Annotated in this window: 14 protein-coding genes and 1 pseudogene; 4 read left to right on the top strand and 11 right to left on the bottom strand. The window is 61.1% G+C overall.

Translation table 11 applies throughout. From position 1 onward, the window contains the following. Positions 1–77: 77 nt before the first annotated feature. From IPM54_07720 to IPM54_07735, 4 genes are all read left to right on the top strand, one after another. The gene (locus IPM54_07720; GenBank protein MBK9259715.1) at positions 78–587 is read left to right on the top strand and encodes a DUF4199 domain-containing protein; all 510 of its coding nucleotides are present in this window, start codon (positions 78–80) and stop codon (positions 585–587) included. 22 nt (positions 588–609) lie between these two features. Further along, on the top strand, positions 610–1176 hold the full coding sequence (locus IPM54_07725) for a hypothetical protein (protein MBK9259716.1): 567 nt from the start codon (positions 610–612) through the stop codon (positions 1174–1176). A 259-nt stretch (positions 1177–1435) separates the two neighbouring features. Continuing rightward, positions 1436–2308: an acyltransferase family protein gene (locus IPM54_07730; protein MBK9259717.1), complete on the top strand. Its 873-nt coding sequence runs from the start codon at positions 1436–1438 to the stop codon at positions 2306–2308. Then, a complete protein-coding gene (locus IPM54_07735) occupies positions 2305–3231 on the top strand; it encodes an SDR family oxidoreductase (protein MBK9259718.1) in 927 nt (308 codons plus the stop codon). Before IPM54_07730 ends, IPM54_07735 begins: the two co-directional genes overlap by 4 nt. A gap of 13 nt (positions 3232–3244) precedes the next feature. Here IPM54_07735 and IPM54_07740 read toward each other — a convergent pair whose 3' ends face one another. From IPM54_07740 to amrB, 11 genes and pseudogenes are all read right to left on the bottom strand, one after another. Continuing rightward, the gene (locus IPM54_07740; GenBank protein MBK9259719.1) at positions 3245–3940 is read right to left on the bottom strand and encodes a DUF4215 domain-containing protein; all 696 of its coding nucleotides are present in this window, start codon (positions 3938–3940) and stop codon (positions 3245–3247) included. A 36-nt stretch (positions 3941–3976) separates the two neighbouring features. Next, positions 3977–4483 (bottom strand): hypothetical protein, encoded by a 507-nt coding sequence (locus IPM54_07745; GenBank protein ID MBK9259720.1) that lies wholly within the window; start codon positions 4481–4483, stop codon positions 3977–3979. 117 nt (positions 4484–4600) lie between these two features. Then, positions 4601–6208, bottom strand: a complete 1608-nt coding sequence (locus tag IPM54_07750) for an FAD-binding oxidoreductase (GenBank protein MBK9259721.1) — start codon at positions 6206–6208, stop codon at positions 4601–4603. A 1793-nt stretch (positions 6209–8001) separates the two neighbouring features. Then, a pseudogene (locus IPM54_07755) lies at positions 8002–9099 on the bottom strand (serine/threonine protein kinase). Between the two features lie 123 nt (positions 9100–9222). Beyond that, a complete protein-coding gene (locus IPM54_07760) occupies positions 9223–10179 on the bottom strand; it encodes a tetratricopeptide repeat protein (protein ID MBK9259722.1) in 957 nt (318 codons plus the stop codon). Positions 10180–10234: 55 nt separating this feature from the next. Next, a complete protein-coding gene (locus tag IPM54_07765) occupies positions 10235–11686 on the bottom strand; it encodes a serine/threonine protein kinase (GenBank protein MBK9259723.1) in 1452 nt (483 codons plus the stop codon). Further along, a complete protein-coding gene (locus tag IPM54_07770) occupies positions 11683–12948 on the bottom strand; it encodes a hypothetical protein (GenBank protein MBK9259724.1) in 1266 nt (421 codons plus the stop codon). Before IPM54_07770 ends, IPM54_07765 begins: the two co-directional genes overlap by 4 nt. A gap of 42 nt (positions 12949–12990) precedes the next feature. Beyond that, complete coding sequence (locus tag IPM54_07775) at positions 12991–13182, bottom strand: hypothetical protein (GenBank protein MBK9259725.1); 192 nt, start codon at positions 13180–13182, stop codon at positions 12991–12993. 66 nt (positions 13183–13248) lie between these two features. Then, positions 13249–14331, bottom strand: coding sequence for an AmmeMemoRadiSam system radical SAM enzyme (gene amrS / locus IPM54_07780; protein ID MBK9259726.1), 1083 nt, complete (start codon positions 14329–14331; stop codon positions 13249–13251). A gap of 34 nt (positions 14332–14365) precedes the next feature. Beyond that, a complete protein-coding gene (gene amrA, locus IPM54_07785; protein ID MBK9259727.1) occupies positions 14366–14938 on the bottom strand; it encodes an AmmeMemoRadiSam system protein A in 573 nt (190 codons plus the stop codon). Beyond that, positions 14913–15716 carry an AmmeMemoRadiSam system protein B gene (gene amrB, locus IPM54_07790; protein ID MBK9259728.1) on the bottom strand — a complete coding sequence of 268 codons (804 nt, stop codon included), beginning with the start codon at positions 15714–15716 and terminating at the stop codon, positions 14913–14915. Before amrB ends, amrA begins: the two co-directional genes overlap by 26 nt. Between the last annotated feature and the right edge of the window lie 64 nt (positions 15717–15780).

Here is a 15780-nt window from a genome sequence, read left to right on the forward strand (position 1 = left end):
TGCCACCTTACGGTTGGATGAGGCACGTTGCAGGTCACGCGTCGGGTTCGTCGCGGCTAGGATGATTCGGAGTCGTCATGTCGTCGTATCTTTATGAAGCTCGTTATGGTCTCGCGGTCGCATTTGCGCTGCTCGTATGGATCACGCTCGAGTATCAGGTGGGATTGCACACGACGCATATTGCATCCCATTCGATCGTCACGAATTTTTTTGCCATCATTCCCATTTACCTCATGTGGCGGGCGCTGAAGCATCGGCGCGACGTGCTCGAAGGGGGTCAAGTGTTATGGTGGCAAGGTATCACGTCGGGCATGGTCATATCGGTGGTCGCGGGAGCCTTGGCTGCTCCGACGATGTGGTTCTTCACGAAGTTCATCAATCCTGGATTTTACCAGGCAATGATTGATTTTGCGGTCGCATCGGGAGAAAAACGCGAAATCGCAGAAGCGAACTTCCATCCGACGGTTTATGCCATCCAATCGACACTGAGCCCCGTGATCATGGGATTTTTGACCTCGGTCATCTTGACGGCGATCGCGCGCTTTCAGGTCGAGCGCAGAACCAAATCTGCCGCGAATCCGAGCTGATCATTCGCCTACGGGAGTTTCCTTGCGTAAGCTCCGCCGCGTCGTTCTTGGCATTCTGGCCCTGTTGGGGCTTTTGGTGTTTGTCGTGGTCATGACGCGAGCGCGCGTGGGTCTCGTCGGTCCGCATGCCGTAGGGCCGTCGCTTGCGAGGTTCGACGCGGCGCTCGATGCTGCCGTGCGTTTTCAGATTGAAGCGGAAAAACCGCGCACGGTCGAAGATGCGATGCAGCTTTCGCTGAAATTGACGGGGGATCATCTTCATTTTGGTCTGGGGCACCCCACGCAATTCGCGTTTGGCGCGGCACGTCGATCGGGCAACTGCATCGAATATGCGCACCTCTTTGCACGGATCTTCGACATGGCAGCAATGCGCGGAAAAATCGCGGCTAAAGCGTACGTCGTGCACAGCGCGCGGGCCGAAGTATTCGGGCGAATGTTGCCATTGCCAGGTTTGCGGGATCATGATTGGGTGGTTATCGTGGACGACGTGGACAAACGCAAGTGGTTTGTCGATCCAACCTTCGATGACGCGTGGCTCGGATGGGATCTGACCACGAACGTGCAAGGGGACGTGCGGACGCCGAGATGACTTGTTTGCAAATTTATTGAAGGAGGTCGAAGGGGGCATTTTTCCGGCGCACGTGGGGGGTCCCGCTGTTTGAGCCCGCGAAGCGGGCGAGTTTGGGTCCCGCGTGCGCCGGAAAAATGCCCCCTTCGACCACGGCCACACTTTGGATTGGAACGTTGGCGGAGGCGCGCCCCGCTCACGACGTTTATGTCCCCTACCCCCTTGCAAGTCGCTCCGGCTCCGTCTATCGTGCGAAGTCCCTGCGTCCGGAGAAACCGTCGTGTCCCTCTTCATCGATCCGGAAATTGCCGCACGCGTCGATCGTCTCGAGCTCCCCTGGAACAGCTACGGCTGCGATCCCTACGGCGCCTCGAAAGACTACATTGCTCGGGGTTTTACCGCGCTCCAAGTGCTCTACCGGCATTACTTCAAGGTCGGTATCGAAGGGATCGAATACGTTCCCAGCCGAGGTCGCGCGATGCTCGTGGGCAACCACTCGGGCGGCGTTGCGCTCGATGGGATCATGGTCATTGCCTCATGCTTCTTCGAGAAGGAACCTCCACGGTTGGCCCAAGGCATGGCGGAAAAGTTCATGGCTCGGGCGCCGTTCATGGGTCTTTGGTCGACACGCTGCGGTCAGCTCACGGGCCTGGTCGAAACGGCCGAGCATCTTCTGGCGGACGAACGACTGCTCATGATTTTCCCCGAAGGCGCCCGCGGAACGGCCAAACTTTACCCCGAGCGCAATTCGCTCGTGCATTTCGGTTCGGGTTTCATGCGCCTTGCAATGAAAACCAAGACGCCAATCATTCCCTTCGGATTCGTCGGCGGAGGCGAAGCCATTCCCACGATTGCCAATTCCGTGACGCTCGGAAGGCTGATTGGGGCGCCGTATGTGCCCATTACGCCGTGGGGCCTCGCTGTACCAGCTCCGGCACGTTTGGAATTGACGTACAGTGAACCGATGATGTTCGACGGATCGGGGACCGAGGAAGACGAAGTCATCGAAGGGTACGTCGAACAGGTCAAGCAGCGCATTGCGGGGCTCATCGAAATGGGCAGACAGCGGCGGCGCAAAGCTCTTTCGTGGTCCGGCGGCACCGAAGAATCATCCACGTTCACGTTTGACGGGAAAAACGGAGAGCAACGATGAGGGTTCTCATTCCCGGCATTGCAGGCGTGCTCGGGCAACGCGTAGCGAAGCGGCTGCTCGAACACGGGCACGAAGTCATCGGCATCGATCGCCGGCCGTGGAGAAACGCGCCCGATGGGATCGAGCTGCACGACGTCGACATTCGCAAGCGCGCGGCAGAGGACGTTTTTCGCAAACGGCGCCCCGAAGCGGTCATTCATATGGCCACCGTCACGCATTTGGTGGAACGCACCGAAGAACGTTTTCGCATCAATTTGGGAGGCACCCGCGCGGTTTTCGAACATTGTCGAGATTGGGGCGTCGAGCACGCGATATTCGTTGGACGTCATACGTATTATGGTGCCGCCGCGGATTCGCCTCTTTACCACGTCGAAGAGGATCCGCCGATGGCGGTGACGACGTTTCCCGAACTTTCGGACCTCGTCGCAGCAGATCTTTATGCGTGCACGGCGCTTTGGCGCATTCCCAACCTCGTGACGACCGTGCTGCGCATGGTGTACACGCTCGGCCCGACGGGGCACGGAACATTGGCGACGTTCTTACGAAACAAGCGCGTTCCGATGGTGCTCGGCTTTGATCCTCTTTTTCATTTCATGCATGAAGAGGACGTGACGACGGCGATCTGTTTGGCGCTCGAAAAGCGTGTGCAAGGCGTGTACAACGTCGCGGGACCAGCGCCCGTACCGCTATCGGTGATCGTCAAGGGAGCCGGGCGAGCTGCCGTGCCGCTTCCGGAAGCGGTTTTTCGCGCAATGCTCGGGCGGTTTGGCTTGCCAAAGCTGCCGCCTGGCGCGCTGGCCCATATCAAGTATCCAGTGGTCGTGGACGGATCGGCGTTCCGCAAAGCAACGGGGTTTCAGCACGAAATGCCCGAAATGCGGTGCATTCGCGATTATCGCGATGCGTTTCCGATACACGATTGACGAATTGCGCGCCTCAAAAACAAGCGCCGTTCAAGCACTTGCCGCTGATACATTCGATGCCTGCGCTGCATGCTTCGGTGGACAATTTCTTGCACGCCCCCTTTCCGTCGCACGCCGACGCACCATTGCACACGAAAAGCTCGTCTTCGTGGGTTTCGCTCTCGGGAACGAATGCACAAATGCCGGCGCTGTCCGGTAAATCGCACCGAATGCACATTCCATCGCAGGCTTCGTTGCAGCAGAGGCCGCCGGAACAGAAGCCCGACGAGCAGTCGTTGGTACCCGTGCACCTTTTGCTGATGTCGCAAGGTCCGCATCCGCCACCGCAATCGACATCGGTTTCTGCGCCGTTTTGGATGCCGTCCACGCAGCTCACGCACGCCCCTGCATAGCAGTATTGCCCAGCAAGCTCATTACAAGCTGGACCGCAGATGCTACGGCCGGCGGCGACATCGTCGGAGCACACGAAACACTGTTCGACCCTGCAGGTTTGGTCGCAACCATCACCGGATTGGACATTGGAATCATCGCAAGCTTCGGTGATGTCGCGAATGCCGTCGCCGCAGATGGGCGCACGTGTTGCCGCCCCCATGATGCTACCCGGCGGAGGAAGGTCTGGCAGCCATTCTCCTTCGATGACGCATGCGCTTCCGGCGATGGTGCACATGCCAAGCCAAATCCACGGCAATGCAATACGTTTTTTCTCCATGACAACCCCTCCCTTGCTCGCCCGCCCGGCAAACGTTCAAAATGCAATGACGAAGCCACCGCTGCTCGCTCGAATATGCACGGGGCTCTTCGTTTTGGACGGCTTTGGTGGCGCGTCCTGGATCGTCGCCGCATACACGGTCGTCGCCGCGCCGATGAGTCCGGCAGCCACGAAGCTCAATAACGAAACGTTTGCCACCATGGCCATGTCTTGCTGCAGATCATTGAATCCACCAGCGCAACTGCGGCAGACGTCATTACGTTTGCGTTCGCTTTCGGCATCGATCGCGGTCGCAACGATGCCGGCTCCCAGGCCGAGCGTCGCGAAGAGCATGGTTGCCGCAACGCCTCCTTCGATGACCTGTTCGGGGCTTCTTTCTTCTGGCGGGGCGGATTCGAGAATGTCGGATTCGAGCGGAATCGTCCGTGGCTCGATTGCACGAGCGTCCGCGGAATGGAAGAGGCCGCCTGACAGGAGCAATGCGGTGGCAATGCCCCGAACGACCTTATTCGATAGAGAAACCGTGTTCGAATGAGAATACATCGTGACCCCCTCGAGGGTCGATGTGTAGCATTCGAATCGAAGATGCACGAGAAAATGGTTTCACCGAAAAGTGCTCCGTCCGGTGCATTGCGATTGCCGTGCCAAACGATTGCTTCATCAGCGTTCGTCGGAGCTCAAAATCACGCCGGGATTCATGATTCCATGCGGATCCACGGCTCGTTTGGCCGCGGACAATGCAGCAGCGAATACATCGGGTCGCTCGGCGTGATAGTAGGGGCGATGGGTGCGACCCACGGCGTGATGATGGGTAATCGTCCCGCCGCTTGCAAGAATGGCTCGACTTGCGGCATCCTTGATGACGCGCCATTGCTCGAGCTCGTGCCCCTGCTTGGCCGGCGCCAAAAATGTATAATACGGTGCCGGACCGTCCGGATACACATGCGTAAAACGCCGTCCAATGACGCCGCCTCCGCATTCTTTTTGCATCGCCGCGAGGACTTCGCCCCGCACGGCGGCATCCAGCGATTCAAAACGATCCCAGGAGCACGCCGTTTCGAACGTATCTGCGACGACGCCCAAGGAAACGAGCGCGCTCTGCATGTAAGGCGCCCGCAGAAACGATTGCTTGTACGTCGCGGCCGCCGAAGCAGCCGAGCCGACGTCTTCCCGCAATACGGGTCCGTCCGAACAAACTCCCCCCTCGGCCGTGAGAATGGCAAGAGCACGCTCGATCCACGGACCAAGTGGATGATCCGCCGATTCGAATGCAACGAGAAGCACAGCTTCCCCATCGACGAACACGCCGCCAAGCATCGCATCCGTACGATCGAGCAATCGACAATTCGATGGGTAAAGACCTGATTGAGAGAGAAGCCGGCACGCTCGCACGCCGTCGCCGTATCGAGCAAACGTCACGCTCGCGGAGGCACGAAAACGAGGCCGCTGTTGCACCCTCAGCCACGCTTCGGTAATGACACCTAAAATGCCTTCGGATCCCAGCATGAAGCGATCGGGATTCGGGCCGGCTCCGGAGGCCGGAAGGCGCCTCGATTCCCAAACCCCAGCAGGCGAAACAGCGCGAATCGAGCATACGAGGTCATCGATATGCGTGTATAGCGTCGCAAAGTGACCGCCTGCGCGTGTGGCGATCCAACCGCCAACGGTCGAAAATTCGAAACTTTGCGGAAAGTGGCGCAGGGAAAAACCGTGCGGAGCGATTTGTTCCTCGAGCACGGGCCCCGTCGCGCCCGCCTGCACGCGTATGAGTCGCGAGACGGGATCAACATCGAGCACTCTATCCAGGTGCCGCAAATCGAGCGAAACGACGCCTCGATACCCCTCGCCCACGACGGCTTCCACGCCGCCCACGACGCTCGTTCCACCGCCATAAGGAATGACCGCTATGCCTTCCGCTGAGCAATGGGCCAGAATGGCCACGACATGGTCTTCCGAACGAGGAAAAGCAATCCAATCCGGAGCCGTCGAAAAGTCTCCAGCAAAAGCTCGAACGATGTCCGGATAAGCCTTTCCGTATGTGTGTAATATGCGCTCCGTCCGGTCATTCGAACAATATTCGGCGAGCTCCGGTGGAGGCGCAATGCGAGCCTCAGGCAAACGAGCATCATCGATGGAGGGAATGCTTTTCTTGGTAAATTCGCGTCCAAGCAGCGCGCCGATCTGCGTCGCAAGCCCATCTCGCATGTCATCATCGGGAAAACGGTCGCGATAACCCCACGCCCAATGACTACGCTCCTTGCTTGTCATTTCTACCTTCCTTCGATTCTGTCCATAGGGATGCACCGGCGCGCATCCTAGCGCCTCTCGAGATAATGCGCACGAAACGCGGCAAGGGGCAAGACTTCGACAACAACACTCTGCCTATATGGTGGCGCCTTGCCCCCTTTTGCTCACCCGCGGGGGGGTGCGGGGGGGGCGGGGTGCCGTCCAAACGGGGGGGGGTTTTATCCACCGGTGGGGGGGGGCGGGGGGGAAAAAAAAAAGAAATCAGCGGGGTTTGGGGGTGGGGGGGGAAGGGGTGAAAAGAAAAAAAACAAAAAAATTTTTCTTGGGGGGCCTTAGGAACTCCGGGAGGGGGGGGGGGGGGGGGGGGGCGGGGGGGGGGGGGGGGGGGGGGGGGGGGGGGGGGGGGGGGGGGGGGGGGGGGGGGGGGGGGGGGGGGGGGGGGGGGGGGGGGGGGGGGGGGGGGGGGGGGGGGGGGGGGGGGGGGGGGGGGGGGGGGGGGGCCCCGGGGGCCGGCCGGGGCCCCCCCGCGGGCCCCCCGGGGGGGGGGGGGGGGGGGGGGCCCCCCCCCCCCCCCCCCCCCCCCCCCCCCCCCCCCCCCCCGGCGCGCGGGGGGGGGGGGGGGGGGGGGGGGGGCGGGCGGGCGCGGGGGCCGGCGGCGCCCCCCCCCCGGCGGGGGGCCCCCCCCCCGCCCCCCCCCCCCCCCCCGGCCCCCCTTCCCCCCCCCCCCCGGGCGGCCCCCCGCCCCCCCCCCGGGGGGGGGGCGCCGGGGGGGGGGGGGGGGGGGGGGGGGCCCCCCCCGGGGGGGCCCCCCCCCCCCCCCCCCCGGGGCCCCGGGCGCCCCCCCCGGGGGGGGGGGGGCCCCCCCCCCCGGGGGGGGCGCCCGGGGGGGGCGGGGGGGGCCCCCGGGGGGGGGGGGGGGAGCCCCCCCGCCCCCCCCCCGGGGGGGGGGGCCCCCGGCCCCGCGGGGGGGGGCCCCCCCCCCCGGGGGCCCCCCGCGGGGGGGGGGGGGGGCGGGGGGGGGCGCCGCCCCCCCCCCCCCTTTTCCCCCCCCGCGGGGGGGCCGGCCCGGGCCCCCCCCCCCCCGGGGGGGGGGGGGGCGGCCCCCCGCCGGGGGGGCCCGGCCCCCCCCCCCCCCCCCCCCCCCCCCCCCCCCCCCCGCCCCCCCCCCCCCCCCGGGGCGGGGGGGGCGGGCCGCCCCCGGGGCCCCCCCGGAAGGGGGGGGGGCCCCCCCCCCCGGGCGGGCCCCCCCCCCCCCCCCGGGGGGGCGCCCCCCCCCGGGCCCCCCCTGGCCGAAGAACGAACAAGGCAATCACGATGGCCACGAGAACAAGCGCAATGGCCCATAAGATATGAACGCGCAAATCGCTCTTCGGAGCCGATCGCCGCATCGAATGACGCGCCTGCCGCTCGTGCCGTTCATGATCGCCTTCCTCGGACGGCGGCTGACGCGGCCTACTGTCGCGCGGCGGTGGCGGTAAGAGACTCGTGCCCTTTTTATGGCCAAGTACCCGTAACCATTCCGCAAGTGCACCAAGCTCACGCGTGATTTCTTCGAGCTGAACTTCGGTATTCTTGGCAATCGTGCGGAGCACCGCCGGCTCCGCTTCACCACGTTGCTCGCGCGCTTCTCGAAGCACCGCGCCGAGCAATGCGAGCCGCTCGAGAACCTCGCGCATGGGAGTCATTTTGACGCGCAAGCTGGTCACGCGCGCCAGAAGATCATCGATTCGTTCGAGCGCCCCATCGAGATCCCTCATTCGCTCGAATTGGTATTGCTCGACGAACGCTTGCAGCGCTTTGCGCATTTCATTCGCCGATGCCCAGCGACCCTCACGATTGAATGCCAGAGACTTCAAAAGGGTTCGATACAGTTGCTCGGGCATGTACGAAGGCCGCTCGACGGACTGGCGTAACATTTTTGCCCGACGCTCGATCATTTCGTGCAAAGAACCTTCGTTGGGCACGGGAAAAGGCACGTCGCCGGTCGCAAGCTGCCATAAGAGCGATCCTACGGAATGCACGTCGGATGCTGCACTAACGGGTTCACCCGTCGATTGCTCGGGGCTCATGTAAAGGGGCGTTCCGGCCGTGCCGGGTCTTCCGACGAGGGACAAGGAATCGGATTCCCCCTGAACTTGATCGAATGCCCAAAGCCCAAGGTCGGTGATTTTGACGTCGTATCCTTCGCGTTCGGGTACATGACGCACGAAGATGTTGGCAGGCTTCAAATCACGATGAACGATGCGATGAAAATGCATTTTGGCGAGCCCGCGCAGAATCGCGACACCAATGCGCGCCACCTGCACCGACGGCAAACGACGCTCAATGGGCGGCAGCGATGCCACGAGCTCCTCGAGCGTTTGCCACGGAACGTATTCGAGCGCCAAGTACGCCGGTTTTACGTCGTCAAAGCCCAGAACATCCACGAAGAATTGCTTGTGCTGAGCGAGCATCTGGGCCGCGGCAACTTCGCGGCGAAACATTTCCGTGAGTGTGCTTTCGAGCTCGGGCGTGGCTTTGCGCACGACCTTGACCGCGACCCAAGGCCGATCTTTCGATGCCTGATCATAGGCGCGAAAAACCGCCCCCATACCTCCTCGCCCGAGCAATTCGACGAAAAGATAGCGGCCACGAAAAAGATAAGGCATTGCGGGCCAACCTTCGGCCGGACGCGAGCGCTCGCAGGCGCATACGAGCTGCGAGCCATCCGAGAAGGTCCACCAACATTCATCGCATACGAAAAGAAGAGGCGTGGCGGTTTGTGGCCCAGTCCCCGTGACGGAAGGCGGAGGCGCATCGTATGCGTTTACGGCTGCATTGGGATCGCTGCGCAATAAAGCCGTCGGAGGCCTTGGGGTGAGCGACCGAATACGATGAGGCGTTGAAGCGAGCGTCGGCTGCGTCGATAGCATCGCTGCCGCGCTGTCGTCATTCGCACCTAGATGCTCCTCGTCGACCTTGTCGCTGCTCACGTCCGTATTGCCTCGAACTTCGTCATCCAATGCATATGTCGCCGCTCGACCATCCTTTGCCCATTAAAAACGTCCCGCAACTGAAATGGACCCGGGCCCGACGGAAAGAGAAACCTTTCCCGCAGTGTTCTTCGGCGCAACCGCAATCACGACCGCACCGACGAGGACGCCAGCCATACCAAGGCCGAACGTGGCCGTCGAAGCATACGATAACGTCAGCGCCTGCCGGCTCAGCTCGACATCGGCTGGATCGGCACAAACGTTTCCATCGCAATTCTCATCGGCCGTCGAATCATTCTTGATGGCGAGTCCACCCGTTACCGCGCTGACTCCCACCAATGCCAATCCGACGCCACCAACGACGAATCCGACTGTGCGGATCGAGCTCGAAGACGCGTCGGGTCCAGCGCCACCACGCGGCGGCTTCCCTGCCGATACGGCGATCGACGAAGCGGGTCCAGCGACGGGCAACGTCGGGCCGGATTCTTTTTCGAGTTTCGGGACATTGACGGTCGTCGAAATGGGGTCTTTACCAATATCGAAACTGCTCTTCGATACGCGATACCCGGGCGCCTTCATCGTCACGGCATGCGTGCCTGGATCAATGGGAAATGCCGTGCCCCATCCGGCTTCCGGTACGGGCGATCCATCAATTTCGACCGTCAAACCAGCGATTTTCGACTCGACCGGGACGACGACGGATACGCGGGACAAGAGCGGCTCGAGTTTTTGGATCGCGGCATCGGCCGCCGCTTCACGGTCGGCACGTCCGTCCTTTTTTGCAATGGCGCGCGCCTCGCGAAATTCGGTCCACGCCGTAGCGATTTTGCCTTGGCGTTCGTGGCATAATGCGAGGTTCAGGAGCGTTCCACCGCCGGGGTCCATACGCTGGCTCTCTGCCAATTTGATGCATGCCTCGTCGATCTTGCCTTCGGCCATGAGCGCGCGGCCTTGATCGAAAAGCGCCGTGGCCAAGCTTCGCTCGGCAGCGGTTGGTTCGGCCATTGCATGTGTCGACATCAGCGTCGAAACGCAGACGAACGAAATAGCGAACGTGCGCACGAGACGCGGCCACTCAATGCTGATCGGCAAACGGGTCATAAGCAGGGTTTTTCTTGGTTGTCGATCCGGATTTCGAGGAGGCGGGTTTCGCTGACGTCAAGGGGCGAGTCACGGCTGTGACGGCCGTCGAAGCGAGCGCCGTTGGAAGCGTGGTGAGCGCCACGGGCGGCGCTCCTGCATCGTCTGCTGCAGCGGCCGGTGGCGATGCGGCAGACGACGGTGGCAGAATGGCACTACCCGCAGGCACCACCGCAGGCCCGACGCTCGATTTCCCTGCCGAAGTCGGTTTGGCAGAAGAATCGGGCACGAGTGGAGATTCGGATGGTTTGTCGCGAACGCTCAAAAAGATACCAGCCGCAGCGGCAATGCACACGATACCAGCGACGACGAATCCGATAGGAGATCGGCGTCGCGCCGGCATTGCCGCTGGCACGGACACGCTCGTCGAGGCTGCCGTCGCCGCAAAAGCGGCAATGGGATTCATCGATGGTGACGACGCAATCACTGCACGCGGCGGCGGCACCGACAATGTGTCGACCGAAGTCGGAGAGATGATCTTCGCTATGCGATCGACCGAAATGCGCGCGTGCGCCCCGCCAAATGGAGCAAGCGCCACGGCGAGCGATGCCACGTCTGGATATCGATTCTCGGGCTTTTTCTCGAGACACTTCATGATGACCGCTTCGAGCTCGAGCGGCGCGTCTTTGCGTGCTTCGCGCAACGGCGTCGGACTGTCGGCGATGATTGCTGCACAAAGCGCCGGAAAGATTTCCGCCAAAAAGGGAGGCGAACCCGTCAAAAGCTCGTGCAGTGAGGCCCCGAGTGACCAAATGTCCGAGCGGTTGTCGACGGTTTTCGCATTACGCACCTGCTCGGGCGACATGTAGCTCGGCGATCCCATCGACGTTCCCGTCGCCGTCAGCCGGTTGTCCGTCGTCGTGGAAGACGGTTTTGCAATGCCAAAATCGAGCAATTTTACGAGGGGCGAACCATCCGAACGCCGAGCGAGAAATAGATTCGACGGTTTGATGTCGCGATGCGTGAGCCCCGCAACGTGGGCTTCGGCAAGAGCTTCACATGCTTGCAAGACGTAATCGACGGCATCGGCAATCGCCAACGGTCCGGAAGTTTCGACGACGGCCCCGAGGTCTTTGCCTTCGAGGTATTCCATGACCATGTAGGGCGCGCCATTTTCGCGCGTGCCCACATCCAGCACGCGGACGACGTGTTCGCCTTTGATGGATACGGCCGTTTGCGCCTCGCGCAGAAACCGCGTCGCATATTGAGGATCCGACGCAAGCTCGGTCGCGAGCACCTTGATGGCCACGTCTTGCTCGAGCAGCGTGTGCCGCGCTCGAACGACCGTACCCATGCCGCCTTGACCGATGACTCGTTCGACGCGGTATTTGCCACCAATGACGTCACCGGCGCGAAGGATGGGCGAATTGGCGTTCGGCTCGGTCATTTGGAAACCCACATGATACGACTGTCTGAACCACTGGCGGGAGCGCTGAAATAAACGCGTTCGCCATCTGCCACGAGCGCATGTGCGGAGAACGCTTCCGCGCTGTTCTGGTTGTCTGCAATGACTTCCTTACTCGCTATTATCTTCTTCGACCTTGCAATGATGGCTCCGCCGCTACCGGGCAAGTCGATGAAGTAGACGTATTCGTCGTCGACTGCGAGCCATGTCGCGGGAAAGTTGGGGGGTTGCGGCATTTGGACATTGGCAAGCGGAATATCCGGGATAAGCGAAAATTCCCGTGACGCTTTCCTGAGTCTTGGCATTTGCCCTACTGCATTCAAATCGACCCAATACACAGAATCGTCGTCCACCGCCAAACCTTGCGGTCTGCCAGCGTTGTTCTTTACCGTTTCCGGATTCCACGCGACCCCCTTCGCGGGAATTTTGGCCCTCGAGATCTTGCCGTCCATCGGCATGCCGCTTTGGGATGCCCAATACACGTACCCGTCGCGGATCGCCAGACCCGTTATGATGTTCCCGCTGGTCCCATTGACCACAGTTTCGACAGCGCCCCCTTTACGCCACGCCTTGACCCCCGCGTCGCCAGCATTGGCCACCCAATAGACGAATTCACCATCGACCGCAATGGCGTCCACGGCTTCCGCAACGAGGCCGGATACGAAGTCCATTGGCACTGCGTCTTTGGCATCTGCGCTAACATACCGAATGGTCGGAGGCCCCGATCCATTATCTATGGCAAAATACACATTCTCGCAATCGGCAGCCAGGGCAAAAACTCGTCCCTGAAAATCGGCGAGCGATTGCCAGCTATTCCCGGGGGTGCCATCGAACTCGACTCGGTAAATGTTCGTGTGGAAAATGCCATTCCCAGTGTCCTCGAACGCCGAAAAAAAGACGGCCTTGCCATTCGTTGCAACGCCATAAGCGAATTTGGAAACGCTTGCCATCGTACCGACGAGACAGCGCGATGCCTCACACCCCATACCTCCACAATCGCGGCCACAAACTCCACAATTGCACTCATTCGCGACTTTGCTCGTGCTCACGTCGCACGTGTTCATGGCACACGCGGGGTTTGCGGGCGCGCCAGGGCCGCAAAGCAGCGCGCCCGGCTCAGGCGGCCCAGGCTCGCCCAACGTCTTCTCTTCGATCCCCGCTACGATGTGGCAACCGCTCGCGGTGACGATGACCGACGATGTGAAAAGAAGAAACGATGCGGCGATGAACGAAGCTCGAGGCATGCGGCGCGCAGCATACCGCCGAGACTGCCGGGTGGACAAGGACTAAAAACGAATTCCGTTCTCCGCTCGATGTTTCCACCACTGCCATCCAAACACCGCCGCTGGAACTGCCGCTACGGTAGCTAAAACGGGCATTCCTGCTGCAGCGAGCACGACACTACCCGCTGCAACGGCCCCAGCTTTGAGCGCCTTCTTCTTCGATTCTTCGACGACCTTGCTACGTGACTTGCTCATACGCCTCATGATGACACGGTTTGACCGAGATCAAAATCCACAGCATCCACAGCACGATCCGTGCCGCTACGCATCGACGACGACAGGAATGCGACGCTGACCAAACGTGCCAACTCGTGGGCCATAACGTCCCGCGATCTTGGCTCCGCACGCTCGGCACTGCCCCTTTTCGTCGATCCGATATTCGAGTATTCGATACCAATCACGCACGACGACCGCACCTTTGCACGAAGGGCACGACGTCGTCCCGCCCTCGGTGTCGTGTACGTTGCCCGTGTACACGTAGCGCAAACCATTGGCCAAACCAATTTGGCGCGCACGCGTGAGCGTCGAGCCCGAAGTCGACGGCACGTCCGTCATTCGATAATCGGGATGAAAAGCCGAAAAATGCAGCGGAACATGCGTTCCCAATTCCTTCGCCACCCACGACGTGAGCTCATCGATTTCGTTGTCCGAATCATTGTGCCCCGGAATCAGCAGCGTCGTGATCTCGAGCCACGTGCTCGTTTCTTTCGCAATGTATTTCAATGTGTCGAGCACCGGGGCGAGATGTGCGGCCGTGAGCTTCCAATAAAATTCCTCGGTAAATGCCTTCAGATCGACGTTCGCCGCATCCATTTTCGCGTAGAATTCAGCCCGCGGAGCCGCATGCATGTACCCCGCCGTCACCGCCACCGTCTGCACACCGACTTCGTGACACGCATCGGCCACATCCATGGCATATTCGGCAAAAATGACCGGATCATTGTACGTAAATGCCACGCTCTTGCACCCGAGCTCGACGGCTGCGCGCGCAATGGCGTCCGGCCGTCCACGACTCGCAAGCTTGTCGATTTCCCGCGATTTTGATATATCCCAATTTTGGCAAAACTTGCACGCCAAATTGCAACCAGCCGTGCCGAACGACAGAACGCTCGTTCCAGGATGAAAATGATTGAGCGGCTTCTTTTCGATGGGATCGACGCAAAACCCCGTCGAACGGCCATACGTGGTGAGCATCATTTCGTCGCCCACGCGCTGCCGGACGAAACACAGGCCTCGCTGTCCGTCACGCAAAATGCAATCGCGCGGGCACAAATCGCATTGCATTCGCCCGTCTTCCAGAAGATGCTGATAACGCCCAGGATGCACGTTCGTCTCGGTGCTCATGAATGCCCCTCCATCGAGCGCACTCGGTGGTTCGTCAAGTATTCGGCCGCGCGTTTTCGCTCCATTTCAAGAGAGAATACCGGAGCACCTCCATCGTAGGTGACCAACCAAACGCAGGCATGCCTGCTTTCAACTTGAGCTGCGCGAGAAATTCACGAGGATCGGGAAGTTTTTCCCAAACTTGCGGCAAAAACGTCGCGCGTTGTCGACCATTCCGAAGCACCACTCCATCTTCGAACGGTCGAATTTTTGCAATCGCGTCGGCCTCGGTCCGAACATCCAGCGGCTCGAGCGGCCCGAGAAGGGATACTTCAATGCTTATCGCGCCGAGCTCGCCCGGCAATAGCGGCCTCGACCGTGGATCGAAAAACGCCGCGGCCACCGCATTGTGCTGGACGTCGTCGGCGAGTGTTCGATGCGATTCCAGCGTCCCAATGCACCCATGAAGCTCCCCATGGCGCATGACCGTGACGAACGTCGCCGCTTTTTGTTGATATACGTCGCCGTCGGGAATTTCGGGCGCAGGCCCACCGAAATGATGCGTAATGCTTTCTCGGGCCAATCGCAGCAATCGCGTACCATCAATTTCCTGTTTCACCACGTTCATCCTCGTAAAAAGCAAAAGCCCCGTACCCGACGACCTCGCCCTTGCTGCCCGCAGTGTCGCCGGAAGAGCGAATATCGAGCGCCACAGGCAATAGGCGCCTTCGCCGCGCGACGAGCAACAAACCATTGATGGGGGTCGCTCCGCAAGCTTCGTCGTGTCCGAGTGGACCTTCGAGTGAAATGATTTTCCCAGCCGTCCTCGTGTCCACCGCTCGCGCCGTAGCGTACGGAAGATAATGAGATAGGTCGGAGCTTATGACGATGAGCGTTTCCGGGCCACCCCAAAGCCTCTCGATGATGCCCGCGACCTCTTCGGGGCCTGCATCACCCACAGCAATGGGCACGATATCGAAAGATGCAAGTACCGATTGCAAAAATGGCAGCTCCACTTCCAGGCTGTGCTCGCGAGCATGTGCCGCCACATTCCGCGGAAGGCCCAGACTCGCCGCTGCATCGGCATCGATTCGTATGCGCCCAAGCGGCGTGTCGAATGCATCGGCATCTGGAAGAGCCAAACCGTGCAAATACACGCGATGCGCAGGCCCAAACAACACGACGCGACGAATTTTTTCGCGAAAGGCGCGTAAGCACGCGTATGCGCTCGCCGCAATCGGACCCGAGTACACGTAACCGGCGTGCGGAACGACGAGCGCTTTCGGCATGCGCTCGGGCTGGGAAACCTCTGCCGACGCGAGCATGCTCGCGACATCCGCAGCGAGCCGCCTCGGTTCAGCGGGGTAAAACATGCCCGCCACAGCGGGTGGTCGAACGCAAAGCATACTTCATGAGCATAGATCGAAATTCGACGCCGCTCATCGCCAATGCATAGGTTGCAAGCAGAAT

Source organism: Polyangiaceae bacterium, from assembly GCA_016715885.1.
GTDB lineage: Bacteria > Myxococcota_A > Polyangia > Polyangiales > Polyangiaceae > Polyangium.

What these genes read in the sequence shown, in the direction of transcription:
- IPM54_07775 (MBK9259725.1), bottom strand. Translation starts at nt 13,182, where the DNA reads ATGAGCAAGTCACGTAGCAAGGTCGTCGAAGAATCGAAGAAGAAGGCG.
- IPM54_07770 (MBK9259724.1), bottom strand. Translation starts at nt 12,948, where the DNA reads ATGCCTCGAGCTTCGTTCATCGCCGCATCGTTTCTTCTTTTCACATCG.
- IPM54_07740 (MBK9259719.1), bottom strand. Translation starts at nt 3,940, where the DNA reads ATGGAGAAAAAACGTATTGCATTGCCGTGGATTTGGCTTGGCATGTGC.
- IPM54_07765 (MBK9259723.1), bottom strand. Translation starts at nt 11,686, where the DNA reads ATGACCGAGCCGAACGCCAATTCGCCCATCCTTCGCGCCGGTGACGTC.
- IPM54_07750 (MBK9259721.1), bottom strand. Translation starts at nt 6,208, where the DNA reads ATGACAAGCAAGGAGCGTAGTCATTGGGCGTGGGGTTATCGCGACCGT.
- amrA (MBK9259727.1), bottom strand. Translation starts at nt 14,938, where the DNA reads ATGAACGTGGTGAAACAGGAAATTGATGGTACGCGATTGCTGCGATTG.
- amrS (MBK9259726.1), bottom strand. Translation starts at nt 14,331, where the DNA reads ATGAGCACCGAGACGAACGTGCATCCTGGGCGTTATCAGCATCTTCTG.
- IPM54_07720 (MBK9259715.1), top strand. Translation starts at nt 78, where the DNA reads ATGTCGTCGTATCTTTATGAAGCTCGTTATGGTCTCGCGGTCGCATTT.
- IPM54_07760 (MBK9259722.1), bottom strand. Translation starts at nt 10,179, where the DNA reads ATGTCGACACATGCAATGGCCGAACCAACCGCTGCCGAGCGAAGCTTG.
- IPM54_07735 (MBK9259718.1), top strand. Translation starts at nt 2,305, where the DNA reads ATGAGGGTTCTCATTCCCGGCATTGCAGGCGTGCTCGGGCAACGCGTA.
- amrB (MBK9259728.1), bottom strand. Translation starts at nt 15,716, where the DNA reads ATGCTTTGCGTTCGACCACCCGCTGTGGCGGGCATGTTTTACCCCGCT.
- IPM54_07745 (MBK9259720.1), bottom strand. Translation starts at nt 4,483, where the DNA reads ATGTATTCTCATTCGAACACGGTTTCTCTATCGAATAAGGTCGTTCGG.